The sequence below is a fragment of the Nodosilinea nodulosa PCC 7104 genome, from assembly GCF_000309385.1.
In the GTDB taxonomy this organism is placed as follows: Bacteria; Cyanobacteriota; Cyanobacteriia; order Phormidesmidales; family Phormidesmidaceae; genus Nodosilinea; species Nodosilinea nodulosa.
This window is the reverse complement of sequence record NZ_JH976538.1, coordinates 22,320-47,667: the sequence shown is the minus strand read 5'-3', so window position 1 is coordinate 47,667 and position 25,348 is coordinate 22,320. Positions and strand designations below refer to the sequence as shown.

28 protein-coding genes are annotated in these 25,348 nt (G+C 53.6%); 8 read left to right on the top strand and 20 right to left on the bottom strand.

The features are described from left to right. Positions 1-170: 170 nt before the first annotated feature. The gene (locus LEPTO7104_RS35825) at positions 171-2,531 is read left to right on the top strand and encodes a WD40 repeat domain-containing protein (protein WP_051158641.1); all 2,361 of its coding nucleotides are present in this window, start codon (positions 171-173) and stop codon (positions 2,529-2,531) included. A gap of 560 nt (positions 2,532-3,091) precedes the next feature. Here LEPTO7104_RS35825 and LEPTO7104_RS0128545 read toward each other — a convergent pair. Beyond that, positions 3,092-3,319: a hypothetical protein gene (locus tag LEPTO7104_RS0128545; protein WP_155523957.1), complete on the bottom strand. Its 228-nt coding sequence runs from the start codon at positions 3,317-3,319 to the stop codon at positions 3,092-3,094. A 155-nt stretch (positions 3,320-3,474) separates the two neighbouring features. Here LEPTO7104_RS0128545 and recA point away from each other — a divergent pair, with 155 nt between their 5' ends. Continuing rightward, entirely contained in the window at positions 3,475-4,590 is a 1,116-nt protein-coding gene (gene recA / locus LEPTO7104_RS0128540; protein WP_017302000.1) for a recombinase RecA, read from the top strand. 188 nt (positions 4,591-4,778) lie between these two features. After that, positions 4,779-6,095, top strand: coding sequence for an NAD(P)/FAD-dependent oxidoreductase (locus LEPTO7104_RS0128535; protein WP_017301999.1), 1,317 nt, complete (start codon positions 4,779-4,781; stop codon positions 6,093-6,095). A 132-nt stretch (positions 6,096-6,227) separates the two neighbouring features. Here the strand turns inward: LEPTO7104_RS0128535 and LEPTO7104_RS0128530 are convergent, their stop codons facing one another. From LEPTO7104_RS0128530 to LEPTO7104_RS43900, 3 genes are all read right to left on the bottom strand, one after another. Further along, positions 6,228-6,548 (bottom strand): hypothetical protein, encoded by a 321-nt coding sequence (locus LEPTO7104_RS0128530; protein ID WP_017301998.1) that lies wholly within the window; start codon positions 6,546-6,548, stop codon positions 6,228-6,230. A gap of 40 nt (positions 6,549-6,588) precedes the next feature. Beyond that, positions 6,589-7,950 carry a flavin monoamine oxidase family protein gene (locus LEPTO7104_RS0128525; RefSeq protein WP_017301997.1) on the bottom strand — a complete coding sequence of 454 codons (1,362 nt, stop codon included), beginning with the start codon at positions 7,948-7,950 and terminating at the stop codon, positions 6,589-6,591. Between the two features lie 209 nt (positions 7,951-8,159). Then, positions 8,160-8,279, bottom strand: a complete 120-nt coding sequence (locus LEPTO7104_RS43900) for a thermonuclease family protein (protein ID WP_017301996.1) — start codon at positions 8,277-8,279, stop codon at positions 8,160-8,162. A gap of 115 nt (positions 8,280-8,394) precedes the next feature. Here LEPTO7104_RS43900 and LEPTO7104_RS0128515 point away from each other — a divergent pair, with 115 nt between their 5' ends. Then, positions 8,395-9,201, top strand: a complete 807-nt coding sequence (locus tag LEPTO7104_RS0128515; protein ID WP_017301995.1) for an aldo/keto reductase — start codon at positions 8,395-8,397, stop codon at positions 9,199-9,201. A 98-nt stretch (positions 9,202-9,299) separates the two neighbouring features. On the opposite strand, the gene tnpA is transcribed toward LEPTO7104_RS0128515, so the two are convergent. Then, positions 9,300-9,704, bottom strand: coding sequence for an IS200/IS605 family transposase (gene tnpA / locus LEPTO7104_RS0128510; protein WP_017301994.1), 405 nt, complete (start codon positions 9,702-9,704; stop codon positions 9,300-9,302). A 44-nt stretch (positions 9,705-9,748) separates the two neighbouring features. Between tnpA and LEPTO7104_RS0128505 the strand changes: the two genes are divergently transcribed. The 3 genes from LEPTO7104_RS0128505 (at position 9,749) to LEPTO7104_RS35815 (ending at position 12,211) form a co-directional block, all read left to right on the top strand. Continuing rightward, positions 9,749-11,062 carry an RNA-guided endonuclease InsQ/TnpB family protein gene (locus tag LEPTO7104_RS0128505; protein WP_017301993.1) on the top strand — a complete coding sequence of 438 codons (1,314 nt, stop codon included), beginning with the start codon at positions 9,749-9,751 and terminating at the stop codon, positions 11,060-11,062. Positions 11,063-11,099: 37 nt separating this feature from the next. Continuing rightward, positions 11,100-11,891, top strand: coding sequence for a class I SAM-dependent methyltransferase (locus LEPTO7104_RS35820; protein ID WP_017301992.1), 792 nt, complete (start codon positions 11,100-11,102; stop codon positions 11,889-11,891). 140 nt (positions 11,892-12,031) lie between these two features. Next, positions 12,032-12,211, top strand: coding sequence for a transposase (locus LEPTO7104_RS35815; protein ID WP_196358194.1), 180 nt, complete (start codon positions 12,032-12,034; stop codon positions 12,209-12,211). A 266-nt stretch (positions 12,212-12,477) separates the two neighbouring features. On the opposite strand, the gene LEPTO7104_RS0128490 is transcribed toward LEPTO7104_RS35815, so the two are convergent. From LEPTO7104_RS0128490 to LEPTO7104_RS40610, 6 genes are all read right to left on the bottom strand, one after another. Beyond that, entirely contained in the window at positions 12,478-12,879 is a 402-nt protein-coding gene (locus LEPTO7104_RS0128490) for a RidA family protein (RefSeq protein ID WP_017301990.1), read from the bottom strand. Positions 12,880-13,021: 142 nt separating this feature from the next. Next, positions 13,022-13,858: an alpha/beta fold hydrolase gene (locus LEPTO7104_RS0128485; protein WP_017301989.1), complete on the bottom strand. Its 837-nt coding sequence runs from the start codon at positions 13,856-13,858 to the stop codon at positions 13,022-13,024. 116 nt (positions 13,859-13,974) lie between these two features. Then, positions 13,975-14,868 carry an AraC family transcriptional regulator gene (locus LEPTO7104_RS0128480; protein ID WP_017301988.1) on the bottom strand — a complete coding sequence of 298 codons (894 nt, stop codon included), beginning with the start codon at positions 14,866-14,868 and terminating at the stop codon, positions 13,975-13,977. A 385-nt stretch (positions 14,869-15,253) separates the two neighbouring features. Next, entirely contained in the window at positions 15,254-15,862 is a 609-nt protein-coding gene (locus LEPTO7104_RS0128475; RefSeq protein ID WP_071527449.1) for a hypothetical protein, read from the bottom strand. 69 nt (positions 15,863-15,931) lie between these two features. Further along, positions 15,932-16,795 carry an SDR family oxidoreductase gene (locus LEPTO7104_RS0128470; protein WP_017301986.1) on the bottom strand — a complete coding sequence of 288 codons (864 nt, stop codon included), beginning with the start codon at positions 16,793-16,795 and terminating at the stop codon, positions 15,932-15,934. 135 nt (positions 16,796-16,930) lie between these two features. Continuing rightward, positions 16,931-17,278 carry a hypothetical protein gene (locus LEPTO7104_RS40610; RefSeq protein WP_071527427.1) on the bottom strand — a complete coding sequence of 116 codons (348 nt, stop codon included), beginning with the start codon at positions 17,276-17,278 and terminating at the stop codon, positions 16,931-16,933. Between the two features lie 204 nt (positions 17,279-17,482). Here LEPTO7104_RS40610 and LEPTO7104_RS43895 point away from each other — a divergent pair, with 204 nt between their 5' ends. Then, positions 17,483-17,647: a transposase gene (locus LEPTO7104_RS43895; protein ID WP_083887200.1), complete on the top strand. Its 165-nt coding sequence runs from the start codon at positions 17,483-17,485 to the stop codon at positions 17,645-17,647. Between the two features lie 175 nt (positions 17,648-17,822). Here the strand turns inward: LEPTO7104_RS43895 and LEPTO7104_RS37530 are convergent, their stop codons facing one another. The 9 genes from LEPTO7104_RS37530 to LEPTO7104_RS0128435 form a co-directional block, all read right to left on the bottom strand. Continuing rightward, positions 17,823-18,719, bottom strand: coding sequence for a beta/gamma crystallin-related protein (locus LEPTO7104_RS37530; RefSeq protein ID WP_017301985.1), 897 nt, complete (start codon positions 18,717-18,719; stop codon positions 17,823-17,825). An 82-nt stretch (positions 18,720-18,801) separates the two neighbouring features. Beyond that, positions 18,802-19,173: a hypothetical protein gene (locus LEPTO7104_RS0128460; RefSeq protein ID WP_017301984.1), complete on the bottom strand. Its 372-nt coding sequence runs from the start codon at positions 19,171-19,173 to the stop codon at positions 18,802-18,804. Positions 19,174-19,187: 14 nt separating this feature from the next. Further along, positions 19,188-19,475 carry a hypothetical protein gene (locus LEPTO7104_RS43890; protein ID WP_071527448.1) on the bottom strand — a complete coding sequence of 96 codons (288 nt, stop codon included), beginning with the start codon at positions 19,473-19,475 and terminating at the stop codon, positions 19,188-19,190. A 72-nt stretch (positions 19,476-19,547) separates the two neighbouring features. After that, a complete protein-coding gene (locus LEPTO7104_RS0128455; RefSeq protein WP_017301983.1) occupies positions 19,548-20,228 on the bottom strand; it encodes a stage II sporulation protein M in 681 nt (226 codons plus the stop codon). Positions 20,229-20,350: 122 nt separating this feature from the next. After that, complete coding sequence (locus LEPTO7104_RS0128450) at positions 20,351-21,859, bottom strand: alpha/beta hydrolase (protein ID WP_017301982.1); 1,509 nt, start codon at positions 21,857-21,859, stop codon at positions 20,351-20,353. Positions 21,860-22,087: 228 nt separating this feature from the next. Then, positions 22,088-22,828: a CPBP family intramembrane glutamic endopeptidase gene (locus LEPTO7104_RS0128445; protein ID WP_017301981.1), complete on the bottom strand. Its 741-nt coding sequence runs from the start codon at positions 22,826-22,828 to the stop codon at positions 22,088-22,090. 55 nt (positions 22,829-22,883) lie between these two features. After that, positions 22,884-23,003 (bottom strand): alpha/beta hydrolase, encoded by a 120-nt coding sequence (locus tag LEPTO7104_RS41955; protein ID WP_225887114.1) that lies wholly within the window; start codon positions 23,001-23,003, stop codon positions 22,884-22,886. Between the two features lie 195 nt (positions 23,004-23,198). Then, positions 23,199-24,125, bottom strand: a complete 927-nt coding sequence (locus LEPTO7104_RS0128440) for a CPBP family intramembrane glutamic endopeptidase (RefSeq protein WP_017301980.1) — start codon at positions 24,123-24,125, stop codon at positions 23,199-23,201. Positions 24,126-24,169: 44 nt separating this feature from the next. Next, positions 24,170-24,841, bottom strand: a complete 672-nt coding sequence (locus LEPTO7104_RS0128435; protein ID WP_017301979.1) for a TetR/AcrR family transcriptional regulator — start codon at positions 24,839-24,841, stop codon at positions 24,170-24,172. Between the last annotated feature and the right edge of the window lie 507 nt (positions 24,842-25,348).

Here is a 25,348-nt window from a genome sequence, read left to right as displayed (position 1 = left end):
CAACTCCACAGCACTACCATTGGGGTGTAGAGCACTTGGCGATAGGCGATGCCTTGTTCGTCCACTACAGCCTGGACTTCGGCTTCCGGTAGAACCTTGGCAAAGGGTAGACCGATACTGTTTTGGTATTTCTCCTTGAGGACATCCGCACGATTCGGCATCATAGAGACATGGTTTTGGGTTTCGACGCTTCGATCTTTACAGATCAAGCGCTTGAAGCCTTTTCTGCTCTCTTATGTCAGTGCCATTCGACCATAGTTAGTGGTGGCAGGGACAACACCGTGCGGCTATGGAATGCTCAAACTAGACAACTCGCTGGTCCACCCTTAACAGGGCAGAGGGATGATAAAGGGCATGATGAGGCGGTCAACGCTGTTGCCTTTAGCCCCGATGGTAAAACCATTGCAAGTGGCAGTGATGACAGTACGGTGCGGCTATGGAATGCCCAGACTAGAAAACCCATTGGTAGCCCCTTGAGTATGTACTCTGATGACGCGGTCTTAGCCGTTGCCTTTAGCCCTGACGGCAAGACCATTATTATTGGTCGTCAGGATAAGACGGTGGAGCGATGGGATGCTCAAACCGGGCAATCTATTGGCCAATCCTTAACAGGGCATGGGGCTAGGGTGATGTCCGTCGCCTTTAGCCCTGATGGTAAAACTATTGTCAGTGGCAGTAAGGACAAGACGATTCGGCTGTGGGATGTCCAAACCAGCCAGCCCTTTAGCTATCCCTTCACAGGGCAGGGCGCTGAGGTCACATCCAGTCCCGATGGCAAAACTATGGTCAGCCGCAGTTGGGACAACACCATGCAGTTGTGGGATGCCCAAACTGGAAAGCCCATCGGCCAACCTTTAACAGGGCATGATGATGTGATCTATTCCGTCACATTCAGTCCTGATGGCAAAACCCTTGCCAGTGGCAGTGAGGACAAGACGATTCGGCTGTGGGATACTCAAACTGGAAAGCCCATTGGCCAACCCTTAACAGGGCATGAGGATGCGATCTATTTCATTACCTTTAGTCCCGATGGCAGAATCCTTGCCAGTGGTAGCGGGGACAACACCATACAGTTGTGGAATGCTCAAACTGGAAAACCCATTGGCCAACCTTTGAAGGGGCATGATGAGGCGGTCTCTTCCGTTGCCTTTAGCCGCGATGGCAAAACCATTGCCAGTGGCAGTGGAGACAAAACAGTAAGGCTGTGGGATGCCCAAACTGGACAACTCATCGGCCAACCCCTAAAGTTGGATGATTATATACTCTCCGTTGCTTTTAGTCCTGATGGCAAAACCGTTGCCGGTAAAACTTATGAGCAGGTAGAGCTGTGGAACGTGCAAACCGGACAACTCATTGGCGAAACCTTTAAAGTTGATGGTTCTGGTTGGTTGGCACCCTTTGCCTTCAGTCCCGATGGCAAGATCGTGGTTATAGGCCTTTCGAATAATACGGTACAGCTATGGGATACCCAAACTAGAAAACTCATTGGCCAAACGAGATCTGTGTCCATAAGCCCTGATGGCAAGACCATGGTCAGCAGCTTGGACAGAACGGTACGGCTATGGAATACCCAAACCGGCAAGCCTATCGGTCAACCCTTAACAAAAACAGATCATAGTTATGAGATCTTATCTGTGGCCTTCAGTCCTGATGGCAAGATTATTGCCAGTGGTCATTTAGACAAAACGGTACGGCTGTGGGATGCCCAAACTGGAAAGCCCATTGGCCAACCATTAACAGGGCATGAGGATGCAGTCTTGTCCCTCGCCTTCAGCCCTGATAGCAAAAGCATCGCCAGTGGCAGTAAGGATAATAAAGTGCGGCTGTGGGACGCCCAAACTAGAAAGCTCATTGGCAAACCTTTTACAGGGCATGAGGATGCCGTTTTGTCTGTCGCCTTCAGTCCTGACAGCAAAACCATCGCCAGTGGCAGTAAAGATAAGACAGTGCGGCTGTGGAACGCCCAAACTGGGGAGCCTAGCGGTGAATCCTTGACGGGGCATGATGAGGCGGTCAACGCTGTTGCTTTCAGTCCTGTTCGCATAGAGACTCCTTTAGGGTTAGGCTATGCCGTTGTCAGTGGCAGTGAGGACAAGACTATACGGCTTTGGGATACCCAAACTATGCAGCCCATGGGCCAACCCTTTACGGGACATTATGATACGGTTTCGTCTGTTGCCTTCAGTCCTGACGGTAAAACCATCGCAAGCGGCAGTGAGGACAGCACGGTACATCTATGGGATGCCCAGACCGGCAAGCCCATCGGCCAAGCCTTAACGGTTCAGGGGTACTATGACTATTATCCGAGTGAGGTTTCTTCTGTCGCCTTAAGTCCTGATGGTAAGACTATTATCAGTGGTCTTACCAACGCCACCATAGGACGTTGGAGTGTATCTCCTGAAAACTGGCTCAGCACTGCCTGTAACCAGTTGCAGCATCACTTAATTTTGACCAACCCACCTGACGATATTGGCGGTGTTGTTAGAGGAGCCCGCTCGACTTGTCAGCATTATGTTTGGTCAAAACAATGACCAGCCTACCCCTTCAGGTCCTCTTTCCTTTAGTCAGTCCTTTCGCTCTTTTCTCCCTCCGGACTGCATGAGTACATCAGTCATCCTCAACCTATCCGGTGGCGATCTACTCCACGGCTTCCCCCACATCACCGCCCAACTCTGGACCCCCAACCACCCCCGACCCGAACAATTCTCCGGCAGCCTCCCCGCTGCCCCCCATCGGCTCGATCGCTCAACAAAAAATCGGCGAATATCAAAAAAACTTGCACCACGCCCAGCAACAGGCCACAAAATAACCTTGCCTCAAGCAGCGATCATGAAAGCCTGTAGTCAGGCCCAAAACCGCCTTTCCCATAGCCCTGATGTCTCAGAGAGCGATCGCCACCTGGGTGACGGGAGATGACCTGTACCAGACTAACAAGTCAACCACCATCCAGCCTCACGAACTACGAACCTCGGCCCGAGGTCAGAGGAGGGCATCCCTCTCGCGCTGATCAAAGCCTTGCTGGAGCAATACAGACGGCTGAGGTTGGCTAAGTCCGGGTGAATCCTTAACTTAGTCCTGCTGCTGGCGATCGCTAGTCGTAAAGGCGGCAGCGGCTGAAGTCTACCTGTGGCCCTATGGTGCAGTACACCAGGCTACGGGCCGCATCTAGAGCATCCTGGCTGGTCGTGTAGGTTTCGCCATCGCTGAGGGTGGCCAGTTCGGGGGTAATAACCCAGCAGTAATAATCACTGGCCCGACGGGTCACAGCCATCATCCAGCCAGAGGACGCAATCAGTGTCGTTAGGTGTTGTTGGGCCATAGCCTCACCTCCCCTCGCATCGGAGGCTTAGTTTCAGTCATTCCGCCTGAGATAGATAACTACCTATTGCGATTTGGAACAAGTGTACTAAACTGATTCACTAAAGACAACTGTTCTGGGGTTCAGGGGTCTTGTTCTGTACTACCGAGGGAATCATGGCAGGCCGGAAAAGCAGCAAAGCGGACGACATAGCACCCAAGAAAACACCCGAGCAGGTGGAGAAGGCAAAAGCGCTGACGATGGTGCTAGGCCAGATTGAGCGCAACTTTGGCAAAGGGGCGATCATGCGGCTGGGCGATGCTGCCCGAATGAAGGTTGAAACTATCTCCACCGGAGCGCTAACCCTCGACCTGGCCCTGGGCGGTGGCCTACCTAAAGGACGAGTGATTGAAATCTACGGCCCTGAGAGTTCGGGTAAAACGACATTGGCTCTGCACGTTCTTGCAGAGGTGCAAAAGGCTGGTGGGGTCGCCGCTTTTGTAGATGCAGAACATGCCCTCGACCCCATCTATGCTGCCGCTCTGGGAGTCAATGTCGATGATCTACTGGTGTCCCAGCCCGACACGGGGGAGATGGGCCTGGAGGTGGTCGATCAGCTGGTGCGGTCGTCGGCCATTGATGTCGTGGTCGTAGACTCGGTAGCGGCGCTGGTGCCACGGGCTGAGATCGAAGGGGAGATGGGCGACGCCCACGTGGGCCTGCAGGCCAGGTTGATGAGTCAGGCGCTGCGGAAAATCACCGGCAGCATTGGCAAGTCGCAGTGTACGGTCATCTTCTTGAACCAGCTGCGACAGAAAATTGGCATCTCCTACGGCAACCCAGAGGTCACGACCGGGGGCAATGCGCTCAAGTTCTATGCCTCAGTCCGCCTCGACATTCGCCGCATCCAAACCCTGAAGAAGGGCACCGAAGAGTACGGCATTCGCGCCAAGGTCAAAGTGGCCAAAAACAAGGTGGCCCCGCCCTTCCGCATTGGCGAGTTCGATATTCTCTTTGGCCAGGGCATCTCCACGATGGGCTGTCTGGTTGACCTAGCAGAGCAGCACGGGGTAATCGTGCGCAAAGGAGCCTGGTACAGCTACGAAGGCGACAACGTGGGCCAGGGGCGCGACAACACGATTCAGCGGCTGCTTGAGGATGCGGAATTTGCCCAGAAAGTTGAGGCCCAGGTGCGAGAGAAGCTGGAGATTGGCGGCGGTGCTGTCGCTGAGGCTGACGTGGAGATTGAGGACGAAGACGAAGGCGAAACCTACCTGGACGAGGACGAGTAAAAGCGCTCTGAAGCCTCTGTTGATCGAAAACCTCTCCTGTCACTACTTGCTGATGGCAGGGGTTGTTTACGGCTTTCCCAAGTACGAAGAGGACTCGGTGCTGTCAACACAGGCACTCAGAAGATTTGGGCGACTGCTATACAATTGGAGCACTTTTTAGTTGCCCAAAATTTCACCTTGCCTTACCCATGTCCCATGCCGTTGTTATTGGTGGCAGTATTGCTGGTTTGCTGGCGGCGCGGGCAATGCTCAATCACTTTGACCAAGTGACGTTGCTGGAACGTGATTGCTTTCACGATGGCCCTAGTCCTCGGCCAGGGATCCCCCAGGCTCAGCATGTCCATGCCTTATTGATGCGGGGACACCAGATTCTTGAATCGTTCTTCCCCGGTCTGACAGAGGATCTGAGCGAGCAGGGAGCATTGCTGTTGGACTGGACAGCGGACTGGCGATTTCTGACCCTATGGGACTGGATGCCCAGGCATGTGTCTAACCTCAAAAGCCTGATTTGTAGTCGGCTATTGCTGGAGTGGTATCTGCGCGATCGCCTGCTCCAGATGCCTGGGTTTAATGTGCAAGAGGCCGCCACTGTGACGGGCCTGACGGCTACTGATGATGCAACCCGCATTACTGGGGTAGTTTTGGCTATCAACGGCGAACCCGGCACCCTACCTGCTGATTGGATCGTGGATGCCTCGGGCCGTAATTCAAAGCTGTCTGACTGGCTGGTAAAGCTGGGCTTCCAGCGCCCTCCCGAGATTACTGTAAACTCCTTTATTGGCTACGCTAGTCGCTGGTATCAACGCCCGAGCGAGGGAGCGATAGAAGGCGTAATTGTTGCGGCCAAACCAGGGGTGACTCGGCGAGGGGGAGTGCTTTACCCAGTAGAGGGCGATCGCTGTGTGATTACCCTCAGTGGTATTGAAAAAGATTATCCTTCATCTGACGAGGAAGAGTTTTTGTCCTTCGCTCAAAGTTTGCGAGATCCATCGATCGCTAACGCCATTCGAGGCTGGGAACCCATCTCCCCCATCCAGTGCTACCGTCGCACGGAAAACCATTGGCGTCACTTTGAAAAGCTATCCACTCTGCCCGAGGGGATCGTAGCTGTAGGGGATGCAGTTTGTGCATTTAACCCGATTTATGGCCAGGGAATGACGGCTGCGGCCCTGGGCGCGTCACTACTGGACAGCTCTATGCAGCATCCCCAACGTCAAGGATTAGGCCTTCGGTTCCAGAAACAGCTAGCGCAAGAACTCATGTCTCCTTGGCTAATGGCCACCAGCGAAGATTTTCGTTGGGAGATGACCACAGGCGATCGCCCTGGTTGGTTAAGCCAACAGCTGCAACGATACTTTGACCGGGTAGCCCAGGCCGCTAACCATGATCCATCTGTCCATCGCGCCTTTATTGAGGTGGCCCACCTGGCTAAGCCCCCAACTCATCTGCTGCGGCCTCGTACCGCATGGAAGGCCATAACATTGCCTTCTACAGCGACCCCTTAACTCAGCGCTCCATGTTCTGTTTGATAAAGAAAACCCCTGCCGTGGCTACCCAATAGCGCTCGGCGGGGGCTTTTTAGTAAATGGCATCTACCTGGGTTTAGGTTGCCCAGGGGGAGATATGCGATCGCCCCGCTACCCTCGCTCCCGCAGTAGCAGCATGTCTTGAGTGGTGAAGTGCAGCCACTGGATTGCTTCTTTCAACGGCTTGGGCTCCAAATTATGGGCCACCATAGCAAAGCTGGTGACTAGCTCATCGCTCAGGCCCGACTGAATGTAGTCGTGCCAGTTAGCGCCCAAGCCCTCTCTGAAGTGCTCGATGGCCATCCGTAGCGTGTGGTTTTCAGGACGGTCAAAGTAGACCATCTCTACGTCTAGAACTGGCTCAGCGACCTTCTCAAACTCAGCTAAGGAGTTCTGGATGACTTTGATTCTGTCCTCTGCTGTGATAGTCATAGCGCCCCTCCGCTAAATCCAATTCTAATTCTCTAGCCCTTTACAGAAGGGCAATAATCGCCGCTGCTGCCGCCTCTCCTGTGCGCACGGCACCATCAAAAAAACCCGGCCAGCGCTCAGCTATTTCTGTACCCGCCCAGTGAATCCGACCGACCGGAGCAACCAGGGCTTCACCATAGCTAGTCCATACACCTGGGGGCATGAAGGCGGCATACCCGCCTCCCGTCCAAGGTCTGCTGGGCCAGTCAGCTTCATCGTAGGAGGCAGGCGAAAGGGCTTCAGGGCCAAAGTAATTGGCAAGGTCGGTAAGGACAGCAGCCCGGCGTTCATTCTTGCCCATGGATTGCCAAACTCCATAGCGATCGCCCACGATGAATGCGGCCATGACTCCAACGCCTGTTTCTGGGTCAGAGCCATCGGCGCAGAGTTCAATCCATGGGCAGTTTCCTATGGCCAGCCCCGCCAGCCCCTGCTCTCGCCAAAAGGGACGGTCGTAGGAGACCAGAACCTTGGCGCAGCAGCCCATCGGCATTCGTTGGGTCAACTGTGCCCGCATCGGCGGCATGGGAGGGTCGTAAAGAATGCGGCCCGCTAGATGGGGCGGCATGGCAACAACGACATACTGGGCAGCAAAGTGACCCTTTGTGGTTTCAACCTCAATCCCGCTCTCATTTTGGTGAATGCGTAGGACGGGTTCCCCCAGGCGAATGTTCTCGCCCAACTCAGCTGCAAGCTTAGCTGGCATCTGGCCTGCCCCACCACGGATCAGCTCGGCCTCTGGATACTCGGCCTGGGACGCGCAGGTGTGCCCCCAGAGCACATGAAGAAGCGATACCTGGCTGGGTTCTGCCGGACCAAGGAAGCCGACGGTACGCACCATATAGGCAAAGTACCAGTGCCCAAACGCTGTTGTCGTATTAGCGTCAATCCACTGGGCAAAAGTCTGACTGTCTAGCGCTTGCGTGTGCTCATTGCGGCGAGGGTGGCCGGGGGATAGGGTTTTAGCCAGAGCTTCAAACCGCTGCCAAGCCGTCATCGCATCCTGCCATTCTTCCTGGCTTACCTGGGGGGGCTCTCCTTCGGGAAACCCCTCGAAGAATCCGTCAAACTCGTAACGGACGCCATCAAACAACAGTACTTTCTTGCCCTCAGCGGGAAAGGGGAATCGACAGACGCCATACTCGTCCAGCAGGGCTAGAAACCGATCTTGAGTCGGCCCTACCCACTGTCCGCCAAAGTCAATCCATTGGCCCGATGGCAATTGCCGTCCCACCATCCGACCGCCCAAACTTTCTTGCGCTTCGATGATAAGAACGCTGTGCCCGGCCCTATGGAGATTGCGGGCCGCGACGAGCCCAGATAACCCGGCCCCCACAACGATGCAGTCATAGGACTTTGGCATAGTATCGCCGTTACTTTGGGAATAACTCACCCACGCAAGTTTAAAACAGGCAACCTGGCCTAATAGGGGCGTGAGCCATAACCCATGAACTTTAGCCTGCTTCGGGCAAAATCAGCTAGAACGATTACTCTGCCGATAATCCCAGGGCATCACAGGATTTGGCTGACTCCAAAAGTTCAGCCGCTGCTGTCGGGCCTGGGCTTCAGCGGCTAGTAGAGCATCATCTGTATTGGGACAGCTGCCCAGAATTGGGTGTAGACCACCGCATAGCCCTCGCTAACCATCTGAAGGTTGATGTTCTGGCCACCCGCATAGACCTCAGCCACCATGCGCCCATAGCAGTCTGTGAAGAATGGATGGCGTTCTGGGAACCAGAGGATTTACCCTTTGAGGAGTAGTCTTCTGACATTCATTCACAGGAACTGTAGATACAAAGCCCTGGCTATGGAGATTCAAACAATTCAAGGCAACTCCGCCAGCCTAATTGGATTGGCCGGGCAGGAACCTATGGAGTCAGGCTGTGTTGAACTGGCTTGGCAGGCTGGTGTCAATTACTTCTTTTCCTATGGCGTTGGAGATAGCCCCATCGTCAACGATCTAAAGCCGCTATTACGACAGCATAGAGAGTCAGTCATCGTGGCTACTGGTAGCGAAAGGCGGGAGATTAGTCATTGGCAACAGTACATTGAGCAGGTCCAGCAGACCTTCGATATCGACACGATAGACATTCTCTTTGCCGAATATGTCTCCCCTGCCGACGATTGGAAGCAGGTAGAAGCCCTAGTGGATCAGCTCTATCGTTGGAAATCTGAGGGAGTGATTCGGTATGTTGGCATTACAACCCATAACCGTGCGATCGCCCAGCAGCTGATTCAAGAGTCCCTCTGTGATGTTTTAATGCATCGCTACAACATGGCCCACCGCAAGGCGGAAGAAACCGTCTTCCCCATGGCAGAGGCCGCTAAAATACCCGTTGTTGCCTTTACGAGCACTCGGTGGGGAACGCTCCTTCAGAAGCATCCAGACTGGCCTACCGCCCCAGCAACAGCGTCTGATTGCTATCGCTTTGGGCTGTATCAACCCGCTATTCGGTTAGCACTAACGGCACCCCAAACCCGCAAAGACCTTGATGCTAATCTTACTGCCCTCACATCACCGCCGATGTCCGAACACGAAGTGACGCACTGGCGGCAGTTTGGAGATTTGGTCTATGGCAGTGGCCAGGATAGTTTTGAAACGAGCTGGCCATAGCTGAACCTTTTCTGGAATGACACGAAAATGCTCGGGAGCTTGGTAGCCCCGTCTCTTTAGAGCGGGGTGGAAAAGCGACTCGGCGGCTAAAGCCGCCGTCAGGCATGGTGAGGGTCGTTGATGTAGGCCATGATTTTGGCTGTGCTAACTTTTCCGGTCGTATCGTAAAAATAGCTTTTCGTCCACAAGCTGGGCAGCTTGCACAAGTTCGGAAACTCCTGCCTAAGCAGCCTTGATGAGCGGCCTTTCATCGCCTTAACTATCTGGTGGATAGCGACCTGTGAACCGTGTTCCACCAAGATGTGAACGTGGTCAGGGGCTATCTCCAGCGCTTTCACTAACCAGCCATTCTCGGTGGCCACCTCATTCAGGATGACGGACAGCCTCAGCTTGATAGCCCCGGTCAGCACCTTCTTTCTGCGCTTCGGAATCCAGACCAGGTGGACGTGGGCAAGCCCTACCGAATGGTTGCTGTGTCGATAGTCAATGGATTCGTCTCGCATGTTGATGGCTTGCTATGTATCTACAATTATAGTATATTTGTTTTATGACTAAAACCTTTGCAGCACAAGTAAACCAGCTCCCTGACGACCCTCCCTTGAGGGCAGCGCTGGAGTATCTTTGCACGGCTTCAAACAACCTCTACAACTGCACGGTTTACCTGGCTAGGCAGTTGTATTTCAAGGAGGGCAAGTTCTCAAATGGACGCTGGCTGTCTAGCCAGATGACGCGCAACGCCCACATGAAGGCGCTCTATACCAGCGCTGCCCAGCAGACTTGTATCAGCGTGGGTGAGGCGTTCAAGGGCTACCGGGAGCTGCTGAAGTTATGGCGCAGCGGTGGGCTGTCTGAAAAGCCTAAACCACCCAACTACCGCAAGTCTGGCGGCATGGTTCAGCTTAGTTACCCTAAGCGGTGGCTGAAGTTGGTTGATGGTCAGGTTAGGGTGCCAATGGGAACGGCCTGTAAGGTCTGGTTCGACCTACCCGAAATCTTTCTGCCCTTCCCGTCAAACCTTGACTGGGAAAAGGTTAGAGAGGTGCAGATTGTCCCCAGGGCTGGCTACTTTGATGCAGTTTGGATCTGCGAAGCACCCCCCGTCGTGCCCGTCGCTCTAGACCCTGAGAAGTCACTGGCCATTGACCACGGCATCAATAATTGGCTGACCTGCGTAGACAGCGAGGGCCATAGCTTTATCGTGGACGGCAAGCACCTGAAGGCGCTCAACCAGTTCTATAACAAGCGGGTGGCCACCATCAAAGAGGGCAAGGCCCAAGCCTTCTGGTGTAAGCTGCTAGGCCGTTTGACGGGCAAGCGTAATCGCCAGATGCGCCATGCCGTCAACAAGGCGGCTCGGGTGGTGATCAATCACTGCCTGAAGCATGGCATTGGCACTGTGGTCTTTGGCTGGAATCAGGGGCAAAAGGATGGGGCCAATATGGGCCGCAAAACCAATCAAAAGTTTGTGCAAATCCCCACGGGCAAACTGAAAGCCAGAATCGCTCAGCTCTGCGAAGCGCACGGCATTATCTTTATTGAGCAGGAGGAAAGTTATACGTCGCAAGCGTCAGCGTTAGATCTTGATGCAATCCCCGTCTACGGTGAAAAACCCGAGGGTTGGAAGGCTTCAGGTCGGCGCATTCGGCGCGGAACCTACCGCTCTGCTGCTGGCGTTGAGGTCAACGCCGACGCGAATGGGGCGTTTAATATTGGCCGCAAGGCAAACGTGACCGGGATGCAAAGCACCCCGGCGAGAGGCGCTTTGACTTCGCCTAGGCGTCTGAGAATTTGGGATCTACCTGGTGCGTCGATCCTAGCTCACAAGTGCTGTAATCCCTCCGGGGAATCCCCGTCGCTTTAGCGCGGGGAGTAGTCAATGGCTTTTCTGTGGCACCCCTATGACCATCTCCTTTGACCGAGCCGCCAACTTCTACGACAATACCCGCACTCTGTCCCCAGAGGTCTCTGAACGGCTCACAGCAGAGATTTTGAGGCTAGGAAGGGCTACCCCCGACACCACCTTCTTTGAGCCTGGTATTGGCACTGGGCGGGTCGCGCTGCCCATAGTCGAGCGGGGCTATGTCTACACCGGGGTCGATGTGTCTGAAGCCATGATGGACAAGCTCAGGCAGAAGCTTGAAGGGAAGGCCCACCGGCTGACGTTGATCAATGCTGACGCGACGGCGCTACCGCTGGAAGACAACAGCTTTGATGTTGCAGTCGCCCCCCACATCCTGCACCTGATTGCTGATTGGCAAACGGCGATGGATGAGTTGCGCCGGGTGCTGAAGCCATCGGGGGTGTTCATCTACTTCCACCATCCCAACAACAAAACCGCTAGCCGTGATGCCATTGGGCGGCAGTGGAGAGAGATTCTATCGAGCTATGGCTATGCGTCTGGGTTTACAGGTGGGGTCACTGAGGATGTGCTGGGGCGGTTACGCGAGCAGGGGGCAGAGCTAGAGACAGTGGTGGTTGCCGAGCTGTCCCGCGAGAGTACAGTGGACAGTCTTATGAAAGCCTATCGCGATCGCATCTACAGCCATATGTGGCGGGTGCCGGACGACATCTACCATCGAGCAATGGTTGAGCTGGAAGCCTGGGTAGCAGGGGAGTTTCCAGACCCCAACCAGCCTGTGACCTCTCAGGACAACATCACGATCACCGCCGCGTACCACTGGCCAGATTGAGTAAGGCTAGCCAGGTCGAGATTAATCTTAGTGTCCACTAGAACAGTCTCGCTCACTGCTATTCGCTCTCCAGTGACCCAAACAGCCTGGGGCTGGAACCGATAAAGCCGTCGAGGGGATGAGGCGAGGCAGTCATGCAGATGGATCAGGCCCAGGTGCATCGAGCCAAAGCCCTCATCTGGCCGGAGAACCTGATTCCTATCTTTCAACCACCCTACAGTACCGAACTCAATCCTGCTGAGCGCTTCTGGCAGCATCGGAAGTCGCCGCTCAAGGGAAAATGTTTCGAGACTTTAGATCAGTTGCGGAAGCAGCTGTGAGACAGAATTGAGAGCTTGAGTGCCGAGGCCATCGCCTCCTTGACCGGCTATGACTTTATCCTTGAGGCCCTATTCTAGGCAGCTTTATAGAGAATTGGTATAAGCTCTGCTGAGATAGGTGAAGTAAGCAGTATCCCTGCACTACCTATGACCAAAGAAACAAGTAAAAGGAAACGATGATTCATCATGCCATATTGCTGCGATAAAAGTTTTCGTTCTACGCATAGGCGGCAGCGCTAGCGACACTGCTGCCGCCTATGCAAAACTCATGGAACAATTGCAGTCACGCGGATTTCAATCCGCATCGTTGGCAGTCCAAGCGCCGCAACTCCTACCTGTGTCCAAATTGGGGCATGGTTGGGCATGTAATGGCGATATAGCCTGACCATCACCTCGTTAACTTCTGGGGGCAACCCGCCAACATGGTAAGAATTGACGTGGACAACATGCTCCCAACCCGCCCCGGCAGTTGCCAGGGTTCGCTCTACGTTCCGAAACGCCTGGGCAATCTCGTCTGCGAGCGATTCGGGAATTTGCAAGTTGTCATCCCAGCCGCCTTGTCCTGATGTCTCCACGCGATCGCCAATTTTTAGCGCTTGCGAGTAATGCAAGTTATTCAGCATGTATTCCCCATAGCCGGGGGTGACAAAAAACTCGGGCTTATTCATGATGTTCCTCTTTTGGTAGCAATTAATTCTTTTGATCCAGGTGCTGAACGTTTAGCCTACGCCAGCCACCCACCAGGATCGGAACCGTGGACAGTCTGAATTCACAATTTTTTCACCGGTCAGAAATGCGGTAGATTGCTGACTATTTCTGCTGAAGAAAGTCCAGCAACATGGGATTGACCTGATCAGCGTGAGTCCAGTTAATGGCGTGCGGTCCGCCAGGGATAATCTCAAGCTGACTGTTTTTAATCAGTTTTGGGAGTCTGGCGGCGGTGGACTCAAGCGGCAAAATGCGATCGGCATCGCCATGAATGATTAGGGTAGGTACATCAATCCGGGGCAGATCATCGCGGAAATCGGTGAGCCAGGACGGGACACAATCCAAAGTTCCTTTAGCAGAAGCCCCGGCTGCTACATTCCAGCAGGCTTGAATAGCATAGTTGCTGATGCATTCGCCCAGCAGCACATCCACATTAAAAAATTCTCTGAAAAACTCAGAAAAGTAAGCGGGACGGTCTTTAACGATCGCTTTCATAATGCCATCGAAAACGCTCTGGTCAACGCCTTCGGGATTATCAGCGGTCTTCAGCAGGAAGGGCGGTACTGGAGCCATCAGCACGGCTTTTTGCACCCGCTTTGAGCCATAGTTGCCAAGATAGCGCGTGACTTCGCCGGTTCCCATAGAGAACCCAACCAGCACAGCATCATGCAAGTCAAGTTTGGTCATCAGCGCGTTCAAATCGGCTGCAAAGGTATCGTAGTCATAGCCCAGCGAGGGTTGGCTAGACGCACCAAATCCTCGGCGATCGTAGGTAATCACTCGATACCCCGCATTTAGCAGCACCAAGACCTGCTTTTCCCAGGAATGGCCGTTGAGGGGAAATCCATGAATAAGAACAATGGGCCGACCGGCCCCAAGGTCTTCGTAATAGATGTCAATGGTTGCAGAATTTTCTTGACCAACAGTCACATAAGGCATATTGACCTCCTAATGAACATCGCAAAATGTTCTTATCTGATTTAACCGAAGTATAGTGAGTTCAAATGCTCGGTTTCTTTCAGATTCTTAGGGTAAATTGTCAGACTCTTAAGGTGTTAGCGAACCTGTTTCGGTGTTACTCCGGTGAGTCGCTTAAACTGTTGCGTCAGATGACTTTGACTGGAGAAGCCGACCTGTAGAGCGATGTCGGCGATCGCCAAATCTGTTCCCTTCAACATTACTTCTGCCCGTTCCACTCGCTGTTTGATCACATACTGGTGCGGCGAGATCCCCATTACTTTCTTAAACAGGCTTGCAAAGTAAGTCGGGCTGATATTAACGACGCTTGCCAGTTCAGCTAAGGATAAATCTCGATTTAAGTGAGCGTGGATGTAATCGATTGCCTGCTGCAACTGGGTATGAGTTAAGCGGTTGGTTGGTGATGCAATCGGTTTCGCCAGGGTCGAATAGCGTCGTAGTAAATGAATCACTAAAGCCTGGGTGAGCGATTCGATATATAGCTGCCCCATCATCCCGCCCGATCTCAACTCAGCGAACATCAGCATGCCAATCTGATGAAGTTGCAAATCTTGCTGACCAAAACAAGGCACGAGTTCAAACCGTTTTGAATCAATTTCAGAGACTTCAGCAACTTGTTGAATCAATTCCGGTTTTAAGCAAATGTGCAGCGGAGCACAAATGACATCACTCATATCTGGTGCTTGACACCAATAGCTCGGTTGTCCAGCTGGAACCAAAAGGCTGTCCCTTTGATAGAGGATCGATTCGTGCAGGCGATCGTCGCGTTTTTGAACTAAAGGGGCAGGATCTCCCGTGTGAAAGTAGAGCCAGTGATCGGCTAAAGCAGGGAGTTCCATTTCAAACGCTGAAGCAGGGCTTTGACACTGCTCCACTAAAATGCCATTCCAGTTCATTTGGCGACTGGAGAACACCAGCGTTTTATTCCACTGGCGGCTGAGTTCGAGCGAGTTGAGCTGGTTGTTGGCCATAGAGCTTGCTCTCACCGATTTCTTGCGGTTACAAAAATTAGACTTTTTCCAAGTCAACCATGATACAGAAAAGCACTTGTCAGCCCGGAAGCCAAGGTAACAACAAAAGTGTTAGATCATAAGCTGGCGATCAATACTTCTCTCCTTAGACAGACTATTTCAACTCAGTCAGGAGTCGATCGTTCAGCAAAAATGTTCCCGTCTATTACCTCTATACTATCAATTTTATCAGCTTGTACTTGTAAATAAGGCTTTTAGCCACGTCCGCATCGCCCGAAAGCTAATGCACACCTTAGATACAATTTTCTTGCGCTTACCCTGGGATAGCTTTATTGTTCTCTTACATCTAAATCTTCCCTGCGCATACCCGATGAAATACTGGGACCTACCGGGGTTGATGGCGCAACAGCCATTGCAGGCAAATTCCGGTAACGATGCCGTAGCCTAGCCAACCTGCTCCATAGCTCAATGCTGTTGTGAATGGTGCTGGTAGTAGCCCTGGCAAAATGTACGCGATAGTTGAGCCGCTTGCTCCATCTAATGCACCTCCTAAAGCACTGACCAAAATCCACCAATGCGCTTTACGGACAAATCGTCTCAAAATCGGAAATTGAGCCGCCCCAAAAATAGCTAGTACAATCGACTGCTTGACCAAATTCATCCAAAAAACATACCGTAGGCCAAGTGTACTTAGGAATTGAATAAGCGGATCAAAGGTTTCGTTAGGAGCCACCAGCACTAGCCCAAAAGTCCATCCCAGCGTGCTAACCACTATCCACCAAAAGGCTTTAGGAATGTACTGGCGCAAAACGAGCCATTGGGCTGCGCCAATCAACAAACCTGTAAAAAATATGGTTGCTATAAACTGAAATCCTGACGCTTCCAGTGCTCCAACGATCGCCCCCGCAATTGTAGTAGCCAATGTCCACCAGAGCCACAGACGAGGCGCGATCGCCAACTGTTGTGTTTCATCTTGTTTTTCATGCTGCACCATAATGCTCATCCTAGAGTTGTACTTCAACTCCATATCTGTACTACTCGGCCTAGGCTGATTGGGCTGCGTCTAGCCAAACATTGTTGCGTAGTCACAGGCGAACGTCTTGAAACTGCGCGGCTCTTTACCAATTGCGTCCTGGATACCAGACGAAACCACTGCTGCCTCATTGCGTCGGTAGTGCGCGTAATCCTCAATCAGTCCGTCTGCTTGCCAAGCTGGCATCCCAATGTTGAGCAGTTGATCGCGCATTACTTCAGATGAAATATCGACGAATGCAATCTGACGATTGAGCGCAGCCGAGAGTTGTTCTGCCATCTCAGCATGAGTCAATGCCTGTGGTCCGGTGAGGTTGTAAATCTTTCCCTCATGCCCTGTTTCTGTTAAAGCAACTACTGCAACGTCTGCAATATTGCGCACGTCTACCACGCTGACCTTTGCATCGCCGATCGCTGCATAAAAGGCGTTTTGGCTCGTGATTGTCGATTTAAAGTTTAATAAGCCCTGCATAAAGAGGTTGGGACGCAAAAACGTATACGTCATTCCTGATGCTTGAATTGCCGTTTCGACTGCGGCATGATAACGCAAAAAGCGCACGGGCGAATGGGCATCGGCTGCAAATTGCGATAGTTTGACGATATGCTTGACACCACTCTGACGAGCCGCATCAACAAACGCGAGTTGTTGCGCTTCTGCGTCTTCTGTAGAGTTCGTTAAAAGAAAGGCACGGTCTACTTCAGTCAGCGCCTTCAACAGCGTCTCAGGGCGATCAAAGTTCCCCTCCACCACTTCAACATTCGGGAGTGCAATTTCCTTTGCTCGATCACGGTTACGAACCATGGCGCGGACTGGCACGTTCTGCGCTGCGAGTCGCTTGACAATCTCTGTACCGTTACTGCCAGTTGCGCCAGTGATTAAAATCTTCCGGTTCATTGGAAACCTCCTGATGAGTGTGTTGTAGTGAAGCTTTGAAGTTTTGTGAGCAGTGTTTACCCTATTGGCTGAGATCTTAAGCAGCTTCTGTCCATGTGCCTGTAGCGATACCAGAGTAAATTTGTCGCATCAGTTCTAAGCAGAAGGGCGGCACGTCATAACACCTTCTTTTTGAGTGTTGGCATTGGGATTACTTCCCATCGCTCGAACGGCGATCGTAGGTTCATAACCGGGATAACAACGGATGAGAACCGTATCTTCTGCTCTGGTCACATACAGTACATAAACAGGTCTACCACCTAAAACAGCCGGGACAAGATTAGGGGGAAGAGCGGCTGTTGCAACCAGCGTTGACTGATTTGAGGAGCCCAAATCTGGCAGTTCAGATAGGGCGGCCTTTGCTCCAAAAGATTGTAAACAAACCATCACTAACGTTGTAACTGTGACTAACAGGATAGAAACTTTAGAGAATCGCTTGAACATGGTTGATTTCACTCTCTGTACTGTTGGAGTTAAAGATAGATACAGTTCGCCTCGGAGCAAAAATTAACGAACTGGAGTCAAATTTGCTGATTGGATGTGCCATGTTCACTCCTTTGAAGTTGAGCCGAGAAAATTGTTGACTCGTCGCAGCAAATAGCTCCCCTGAAATAATGTCCTGAGGTTCAGGTAGAACCATAAAGATGGATGGTGGAGCGGACATGGACTTGGCTAGAGAATGCACGAATATTGAATCGAGACTATGAGCGATTGCCAGAGAATCATGAAGGTATGATTTATATGGTGATGATTCGATTGATGCTACGAAGTCTCGCCAAAAACAAGCGAACGTGGAAGGTAGAAACCACTTAACAAACGTTTAAAGAAAGTTTCTTGCCGCTTGCGGGTAATGCAATTCATTCAGCATGCATTCCCCATAGCCGCGGGTGACAAAAAACTTGAGCTTATTCATGGTGTTCCTTGTTCTATACTTGGGACAATTCTTGTGGGATAGCCGTCCCGGCTGTTCGGTCTACAGCAATCGCGATCACTGGATGCGCTGAATCGAACTGATGTTGTCTTGCAAGCCTAGACCGCTCAGGTCGCTGTAGCTGCCGGGGCCTAGGGTCCGGCAGTTGCCTCGGTAGCCGACGTCTGAACACAGTCGCCAGGTGCCGCTTTGAATACGCACCGAGGAGATCTGATCGTTGAGCCCTCGAGGGATCAGGTTGTCGATCGAGTCAGAGACCGTGATGCTGCTACCACCGTAGTTAACGTCGAGGTACACCGTGATCAAGCTACCGCTAGACCCACTGCTGCCCGAGCTATCGCTGCTGACTAGCTGCATTGAGCTGATGGTGTCTTGCAGTCCCAGGGCGCTGAGGTTGCTGTAGCTGCCGGGGCCTAAGGTTTGGCACCTGCCCCGGTAGTTTACGTCGGCGCACAGCTGCCAGTTGCCACCATCGATTTGAATCGACGAAATGGTGTCGTTGAGCCCGCGAGGGATGAGATTGTTAATGGAAGTGGTAAAGACGGCATTGCTACCGCTAAAGCCAGGGTCTGAATAGACGGTAATGCGGGGGCTAGCGCCGCCACCGACCGACGTCGTAGTGGTGGTTTCGGGCTGAATGGAGGTAATGGCATTGGTTAGCCCAAAGGAACCCAACGACGAGTAGTTGCCGGGGCTAAAGGTTTTGCAGTTGCCTCGGGAGCCAAAGTCAGAGCAGACTTGCCAGGTGCCCGAGACCACAACCATTGATTCGGCGCGATCGTTAAAGCCCCGGTTGTTTAAGTCACGCACCCCAGAGGAAAACGATCGCTGTTCACCGCTGAAGTCAGGCCCGTCAAATAGAATAATTTGGGTCGTTTGGGCGATCGCGCCGGGCTGAGCCAACAGGGCACCCAGTATGCCAACCACTATCCACAGCCAAAATGTTTTTTTCATAAATGGTCTAGCCAACGAAAGATCAGAGGTTTCAGCGCTTGCCCAGACAAATGTCCGGACTATTGTTGTTTTGATTTAGCTACTAATGTTCAGAATTCACTCGCCTTATAATCACAATGTTTTCAGCAAACAGTAAAACAATGATTAGCCGCGAAAATGCTCCTAAAAAAGCTTCCATCGCCCAGTTCTGACTTTGAACCTCCCAAATCATCCCAATAATAGTGAATCCAATCGCCAACGAGGATAGGATGATCGATGAATTGCGGCCGCGATAGAAGCGGATTGTCCTCTCCCGCCAAAATGGCTCGAAAATACAAGCGATGTAGGACAATCCTGCACTGATGAACAAGCTGGCTTGAAGACCCGAAGGCAGGTTTGGGTATCCAAACGCGATCGCTGTCAGACAGACTCCCAGCGCAAGATACAGGAAAGTAAACAAGGTAGATCGTTTCATTCTTTCTTCTCAGCCTATTCTCGGTACCAAACACGCACACATTGAAAGCAATTGATTGCAAGACCCTGACTGATCATCACTGGGTGGAAAGCATTACTGGTCTTCACTCCGTAGTCACCATCATCGGTGCCTTCAATTCGATCGGGTAAAACAACAGTTTCAACATTGATTACCTGTATCGTTGTACGTTCGATCCACTGATTTACAGCACTCACAACCTCCGAGAAAGATTCATACTCGGAAGGTCCGCCGAAGGGTCCCCGTTCAGTAATTCGAGGCGCAAAATCTTTGCACTTAATCATTTTATTCACCATTCTAAAATTACAGAGTTGACCATCAATTCAAGAAGCGATCGTGATTGGGTTTGTTTAGGGCTACAACAACCATTGGGTTAGCGGAGGAACCAGGTAGCGGAGCGAGAACGCCTCCCAGATCGCGCCGATGATGAACAGTGGGAGCGTGGCCAGGCTCAGCCAACCGAGCTGTTGCAGCCCACGGACGTAACCCTGACGATGGTTCCGAGCACCGATGGTGGCGGGGCGAACCCAAGACCGACCCAGGATGTATGCTCCAAACATCAAGAGGGCGTAAGCTTGGAATTCGATGAGTATCGTTAGCGAGTGCGGGATCAGTGCCACCGCCATAACCTTGGTAGTCGGGGCCATGGCTAAACCTAAAGTGAATGCTTTATACGCAAATATGGCGATGCCAGTGAAGGGAACGAGCAGCGAAGGGAGCACGATCCGCAGCGCGCCGGTCATGACGTTGACGCCCAGGATGGTCAGTGAGAACAGCCAAGGGTTGTTGATTAGCGATCGGACAAGATCTGCCGTTCCGTTCTCTTCTATGGTGGCCAACTGAGTTGCGCTCAGGTTGGGGAAGACCATCGCCGCTACCATCCCAGTGAAGACCAAGCCATACAAAATGGCGTTGATGATGAGGTAGGCGCGAAAATTGGCGCGAATGATCTGGAAGGGTTTGCGAAGCAAGCGAATGTGTCTTGCTTCATGCTTTGGGTGAATAAGGCGCTTTTTGGCGATCGCTTTACGTGACATATTTTTAGCTCCAATGTTTGGTGATGAATGCAGTGATGCTTAAGCGTGATAACCGCCGCGTAGAGCAGCACTGTTGATGAGGCAAATAAGGGTGTCTAAATCCTTGGTTTTGGCAATGGGGGCTAGAGGACGCAGCGATCGCCATCGGCTGGGAGTTCAAGGTCGATCAGGTAGTTGGCCACGATCGCATTGACGCAGGGGCTGGTGCCATCCATGGCGATGGTGTGCTGCTCTCCCTCGACGGTGAGCAAGGTACCGCCGAGCGACTCGGCTAGACTGGCTCCAGCAGCGTAGGGGGTGGCCGGGTCGCCAGTGATGGAGATGATCAGCGTGTCGGGTAAGCCCTCAACGTTCTGAGCATGGGGGAAGCCGAGGGTCGGCTCACCAGGCCAGAACTCGCAGGCGTCGCGGGTGACGCCCTCAACGGGGCGTCCGGTATCAAGAAAGGGGCTCACGTCGAAGATCTGGCGTCGCAGATCTGCCTCCTGCTCAGGGGTGCGGCGCTCCTCGTCGTTACAATTGATGGCGAGCTGAGCATCGACGAGGTTGCTCTCCAATCCTTCAACGATAAAGTCGTCAATGAGAGCGAGGAGTTTGTCGCCTCGTCCCTCGTTTTTGAGCTGGGCGATGCCGTCAATGATTCGCGGCCACGCCTCGGCATTGTAGAGCGCCCCGAGGACGCTGCCAGTGCCATACAAAAAATCCAGGGTGTGCCCCTCGCCCGCTGGCACGGGGTTATCGATCAGCGGCTGGAACAGATCTTGGAACACAGCGGTGGCCTGCTCGGGGTCGGTGCCCAGCGGACAGTCTGATCTCTGAGCGCAGAACTCGGCCATCAGCTCGAACGAGCGCTGGAACGCGGCATGGAGCGCTAAACGGCGCTCCGCGCTGCCCTGCCGAGGGTCGAGCGCACCGTCTAAAACCATCGCCCGGACGTTCTGCGGGAACATCTCAGCGTAGACCGCGCCCAATCGAGTGCCGTAGCTTCGCCCAAGGAAGGTCAGCTTTTCGTCACCGAGGGCGGCGCGGAGCACGTCCATATCTCTGGCTACGTTGCGGGTGCCGACGGCGGCGAGCACCTGCTCACCACCCGACCCCTCGGCGCACTTCTCCATCAACTCGCGGGTGTCGTCGGCACTCCATTCTCCCGACGTACCCAGCAACGTCGTCTGGTTCTCGCCCCGGTCGTTCTCTTCGTCGGTGAAGCAGTTGATGGCCGGGGTCGAGGCTCCGACTCCGCGAGGGTCGAACCCAACCAGGTCAAACCGTTGAACAATGGGAGTCTCCTTCAGAGCCACTGCGGTGAAAGGGGTTTGAATCGTGCCCGAGCCCCCAGGCCCTCCGGGATTGAGTACCAGAGAGCCGATCCGCTGGTCCGGATCACCCTGGGCCGGTAGCCGCAGTACTGCGATTTGCATGGTCTCACCCTCAGGTTCGTCGTAATCTAGCGGCACCTCCAGGCGGCCACATTCAAACGGATCAACGTACACTTGTGCCTCGGTCGCAGTGGTCGCAAAGCCTTCACAGGAGCCGAAGGTCAGCTCCTGGTTGTAAAATCGCTCCAGTTCCGCCGCTGGTTCCTGGGCAGACTGTGTCAATGCGGCAGGTGCCCCGGCGAGGACAAGCAACATCACTGCTGTGCCTGTTAATAAGGGTCGGGCGTAGGTCTTGGGAACGCGCATAATTCTCCTCCGAGTGGAAGCTGTTGGTCTTGAGTCGTACGTGAGTCGGTTACGATTTCGTGAGCTGTTAGAAGAAATTTGAGACATGATGGTGAACGCTTTGCCGTCCAGCCCATCTGGTAGGGAGCCTGGGGCCACGATACCCATGTCCACCCTGCCCGGTAGCCAGGAGATACCTCAGCCGATGAGGGCCAGCACGGCATGAACCATCAGGTGGGCGATCATGGCAGTCTCTAGCCCATAGCGCCAGAACAAATACCCCGCAACCCCTGCAAACAAAGAATTTTGGATCAGCAAAAATCCCACTAAGGTTGGGGTTAACGGCAGCCCTAAGGCGATCGCATAGGGCAAGTGAGCCATCGCAAACATCAGGGAGGAGACGGCAATGGCGACGACCACCCATCGGGCCTGGGGTTTACCCTGGCGCTGCTGCCCAAATCGCCAGCCCAGCCATAGCAGCAGCGTCATCAGTCCCCAGCGGATCAAAATTTCTTCGGTGATACCGCCGTAGAGAAATCGCACTAGCAGCGGCGTGGGCTCAGCCGCCTCAAAGGCTGGTGGCAGCAGCGGGCGAGACAGCAGGGCGATCGCAGCCAGTAGTCCGCCACTGATCAACCCACCCACCACGCCGGGCAACAGTTGAGGAACCATGGCTTGTCGCCACGATCGCCCAGCGGCTATAGCCTCTGCCCCCGGTGCCATTAGCCCTAGCCGGTGAGCCAAAAGCACACCTATCAGCACCGCCACCGACACCAAAACCGTGGGCTGCACCAGCACCAGGAGCCTGACCACGGCGGCAGGTGGAGCACCCTCTGGGAGCAAGGGCAAAGGCAGCAACACCAGGGATATCACCCCAGCCATGCCTGCTAACCACAGCAGCCCAAACAGTCGCAGCCTAACGTTTTTATGTTTAACCATGGCTCTATCCTCAATGTCATCTCAGAACTGTTTTCAAGCCTTCGCGATCTTGTGGTTATAGGGTGCAGATCACCCCTTCCTCGTGCAGTTCGAGGCCGATGCCGCCCGAATGCGGGGTAGCTGGGTCACGGGTAACCGACACAATCAGGGTTTTGGGGAGACGTTCAGTCCCCATGCGCCAGCCCCATTGCCCCGGTCATTAACAAGCTGCGGACGTAGGTTTTGCGGGTGAGCTGCGAACTGACGAGATCACCCACGATCGCGCGATGGCTCTGGAAAACGGGTTGGGGTCTTATATCAAGTCCGGCTAATGAACCCAAGAATTGTAGGCCGCTAACCCTTGCTTCTTCTGAGACCATAGTGCGGTCGATTAAGCGGACTTGATATTACGCTGGAACACTCCGTAAGCGATCGCCAGAAACACGGGGACTATCACCAGCACCGCTAGCGCCCCGTAGGTGGCGTGATACTCGCTGATGGTGAACAGAGCAGGTGAGGGCAAGGCACTTCCAGTGATGTTGAACAGGAGTACGCCGCCGATGTTGTTCGCGAAGTGTACGCCGATGGCGAGTTCAGTGGTTCCGTCAATCAACGAGACCACAGTCCACACCAGACCCGGAACGAAGAAGTAGTTGGAGAAGACGGTGAGCCAGCCGCCCGCGCGCGCCTCCGGGTTGAGGAGGTGCGGCAGGGTAAATATCACGGCTGGCACAATTGCCAGAAAAACGCGGTTGCTCCAGATGAGGCTCGCGCCCTGCACGATGTATCCGCGAAAGAAAAGCTCCTCGGTGGTCGTTTGGATCGCGGTGAGCACCAGTGCGATCGGTACAAAAAGCGCCAACGTCGTGAGGTTGGAAGTAAAGGAGAAGGTATCCGGGTAGAACAGATACTGCCCCAGCCCACCGATCAGGCAGTACGGCAGAAACCACGCCACGAATCCGTGACCGACCCGATGCCAGTCTATCCGCTTCCCCGCTGTGACGAGCGTTTGGGGGTGGCGGCGGTGGACGAGGGAGACAGCGATCAGGACTCCCGCGAAGAAGCACAGGAAACTCGCCATGACAAACAGGTAGTATTCCACAAGCCCGAGCCCCGAGGGGTCTGCCTGGCCACCGAGCGCAAACGCGACGAGTACGCTGGCACCACTACCGACGATCAGCCACGCAAAGAGGATGACCATCAGCCCCAGAACATACCGCCACCCCCGATGCTTACCCCACCGGGCAGCCTCCACGTAGGTAACTTTTTTCGCTTCTGCGATGATTCCCTGCGTTCTTTCGGTATTTTGTATCTTCATCTCCGTTCTTTTACTCTTGTTGCTGACTTCAATTGCTCATTGGTTTAGGGATCGACAGGATCACCGATCGCCCCACCAGTAGCTATGTGCACGGCGCGGGCCATCTGCCCAAGCGTGTTGCCAAGCGAGGTGGGATCGGCTCCTGCCATCAAGGCAGCACTGACGTCTTCACTGATAACGCGCACGACTGCGGTGGCCGCAGCGGCGTGCAGTCGCACCTCAATATCGTCAGGCGATCGCCGCAGGCGATCTGCGAAGATCTCGACTAGAGCGCGCTCTATGCGATCGTTGGTCATCAGCCAGACCGTCCGCAGATCCGGCTCTTTTTCGGCCAGTACAGTCATCTTGATCACAGCCTGATCAAAGGCCTGCTGATCAGGATCTTTAGTACGATTCATCGCCCACTCCATGAGGTGATCTTCAAGGGAGACATCCCGAGGCCAGCGGCGCAATAGCGCCACAAACTCCTCGCCATCCTGCGCCAAGACCGGCTCGACACAGCTCTCCTTGTTGCGGAAGTACCGCCAGAGGGTGCGCACCGAGAGACCCACTGCAGCGGCGATTTGCTCACCGGTCGTGGCAGCGACGCCTTGCTCCCAGAACAAACGCGCCGCCTCCCGCGAAATCTCCAGACGTATCCGCTGCTGCCGCTGCTCACTCATCCTCCCTGGCTTGCGTTCGTTCTTCGTTGTGTCGTTGGTATCGTCACTTCCCACCGCAGTCTTCCTTTCAGGAATCTGTCACTAAGTGACAATATAGCGCTTGGTGACACCACCGACAAGGGATTGCTTTGCTGATCAGCACGTTCAATTTGAGCCCATAGTTACTCAAACTCTGGAAGCTGGTCAGGGAACGGCATCTGAGAGACCCCATAACAGTTGGCAGGGGTGAGGTCATCCCCGCAACGGCTACTGCCAACAAGATTGCTAGGCGCTGTTTATATACTTTCCGTACAGGTAGTCTTTGTCTTAGCTAGCTTGAGTGTAGTGAGTTCCAACACTCAACTTCTTTCAAATTCTTACAGTGATTTATCAGATTCTTAGGTCGCTAGCGCGCCTGTTTAGGAGTCAGTCCAGTGAAGCGCTTACATTGTTGCGTCAGAGGGCTTTGACTGGCGAAGGCGACTTACAAAGCGATTTCTGCTTTGGCGCAGCCTGTGCACAGCACATATCGCTAAATCTATTTTCAACAGCACCAATTTTGCTGGTTCTACGCGCTGGTGA

Bases quoted from the DNA above. Each gene is read 5' to 3' on its own strand.
- LEPTO7104_RS0128485 (WP_017301989.1), bottom strand. From the start codon at position 13,858: ATGCCTTATGTGACTGTTGGTCAAGAAAATTCTGCAACCATTGACATC.
- LEPTO7104_RS0128440 (WP_017301980.1), bottom strand. From the start codon at position 24,125: ATGAAGATACAAAATACCGAAAGAACGCAGGGAATCATCGCAGAAGCG.
- LEPTO7104_RS0128530 (WP_017301998.1), bottom strand. From the start codon at position 6,548: ATGACTATCACAGCAGAGGACAGAATCAAAGTCATCCAGAACTCCTTA.
- LEPTO7104_RS40610 (WP_071527427.1), bottom strand. From the start codon at position 17,278: ATGTTCAAGCGATTCTCTAAAGTTTCTATCCTGTTAGTCACAGTTACA.
- LEPTO7104_RS0128460 (WP_017301984.1), bottom strand. From the start codon at position 19,173: ATGAAACGATCTACCTTGTTTACTTTCCTGTATCTTGCGCTGGGAGTC.
- recA (WP_017302000.1), top strand. From the start codon at position 3,475: ATGGCAGGCCGGAAAAGCAGCAAAGCGGACGACATAGCACCCAAGAAA.
- LEPTO7104_RS0128545 (WP_155523957.1), bottom strand. From the start codon at position 3,319: ATGGCCCAACAACACCTAACGACACTGATTGCGTCCTCTGGCTGGATG.
- LEPTO7104_RS0128490 (WP_017301990.1), bottom strand. From the start codon at position 12,879: ATGAATAAGCCCGAGTTTTTTGTCACCCCCGGCTATGGGGAATACATG.
- LEPTO7104_RS41955 (WP_225887114.1), bottom strand. From the start codon at position 23,003: ATGGGGACTGAACGTCTCCCCAAAACCCTGATTGTGTCGGTTACCCGT.
- LEPTO7104_RS0128505 (WP_017301993.1), top strand. From the start codon at position 9,749: ATGACTAAAACCTTTGCAGCACAAGTAAACCAGCTCCCTGACGACCCT.
- LEPTO7104_RS0128515 (WP_017301995.1), top strand. From the start codon at position 8,395: ATGGAGATTCAAACAATTCAAGGCAACTCCGCCAGCCTAATTGGATTG.
- LEPTO7104_RS43895 (WP_083887200.1), top strand. From the start codon at position 17,483: ATGGTGGAGCGGACATGGACTTGGCTAGAGAATGCACGAATATTGAAT.
- LEPTO7104_RS37530 (WP_017301985.1), bottom strand. From the start codon at position 18,719: ATGAAAAAAACATTTTGGCTGTGGATAGTGGTTGGCATACTGGGTGCC.
- LEPTO7104_RS0128475 (WP_071527449.1), bottom strand. From the start codon at position 15,862: ATGGTGCAGCATGAAAAACAAGATGAAACACAACAGTTGGCGATCGCG.
- LEPTO7104_RS35825 (WP_051158641.1), top strand. From the start codon at position 171: ATGGTTTTGGGTTTCGACGCTTCGATCTTTACAGATCAAGCGCTTGAA.
- LEPTO7104_RS43900 (WP_017301996.1), bottom strand. From the start codon at position 8,279: ATGGTGGCTGAGGTCTATGCGGGTGGCCAGAACATCAACCTTCAGATG.
- LEPTO7104_RS0128535 (WP_017301999.1), top strand. From the start codon at position 4,779: ATGTCCCATGCCGTTGTTATTGGTGGCAGTATTGCTGGTTTGCTGGCG.
- LEPTO7104_RS0128445 (WP_017301981.1), bottom strand. From the start codon at position 22,828: ATGGTTAAACATAAAAACGTTAGGCTGCGACTGTTTGGGCTGCTGTGG.
- LEPTO7104_RS35820 (WP_017301992.1), top strand. From the start codon at position 11,100: ATGACCATCTCCTTTGACCGAGCCGCCAACTTCTACGACAATACCCGC.
- LEPTO7104_RS35815 (WP_196358194.1), top strand. From the start codon at position 12,032: ATGGATCAGGCCCAGGTGCATCGAGCCAAAGCCCTCATCTGGCCGGAG.
- LEPTO7104_RS43890 (WP_071527448.1), bottom strand. From the start codon at position 19,475: ATGATTAAGTGCAAAGATTTTGCGCCTCGAATTACTGAACGGGGACCC.
- LEPTO7104_RS0128450 (WP_017301982.1), bottom strand. From the start codon at position 21,859: ATGTTGCTTGTCCTCGCCGGGGCACCTGCCGCATTGACACAGTCTGCC.
- LEPTO7104_RS0128455 (WP_017301983.1), bottom strand. From the start codon at position 20,228: ATGTCACGTAAAGCGATCGCCAAAAAGCGCCTTATTCACCCAAAGCAT.
- LEPTO7104_RS0128480 (WP_017301988.1), bottom strand. From the start codon at position 14,868: ATGGCCAACAACCAGCTCAACTCGCTCGAACTCAGCCGCCAGTGGAAT.
- LEPTO7104_RS0128525 (WP_017301997.1), bottom strand. From the start codon at position 7,950: ATGCCAAAGTCCTATGACTGCATCGTTGTGGGGGCCGGGTTATCTGGG.
- LEPTO7104_RS0128470 (WP_017301986.1), bottom strand. From the start codon at position 16,795: ATGAACCGGAAGATTTTAATCACTGGCGCAACTGGCAGTAACGGTACA.
- tnpA (WP_017301994.1), bottom strand. From the start codon at position 9,704: ATGCGAGACGAATCCATTGACTATCGACACAGCAACCATTCGGTAGGG.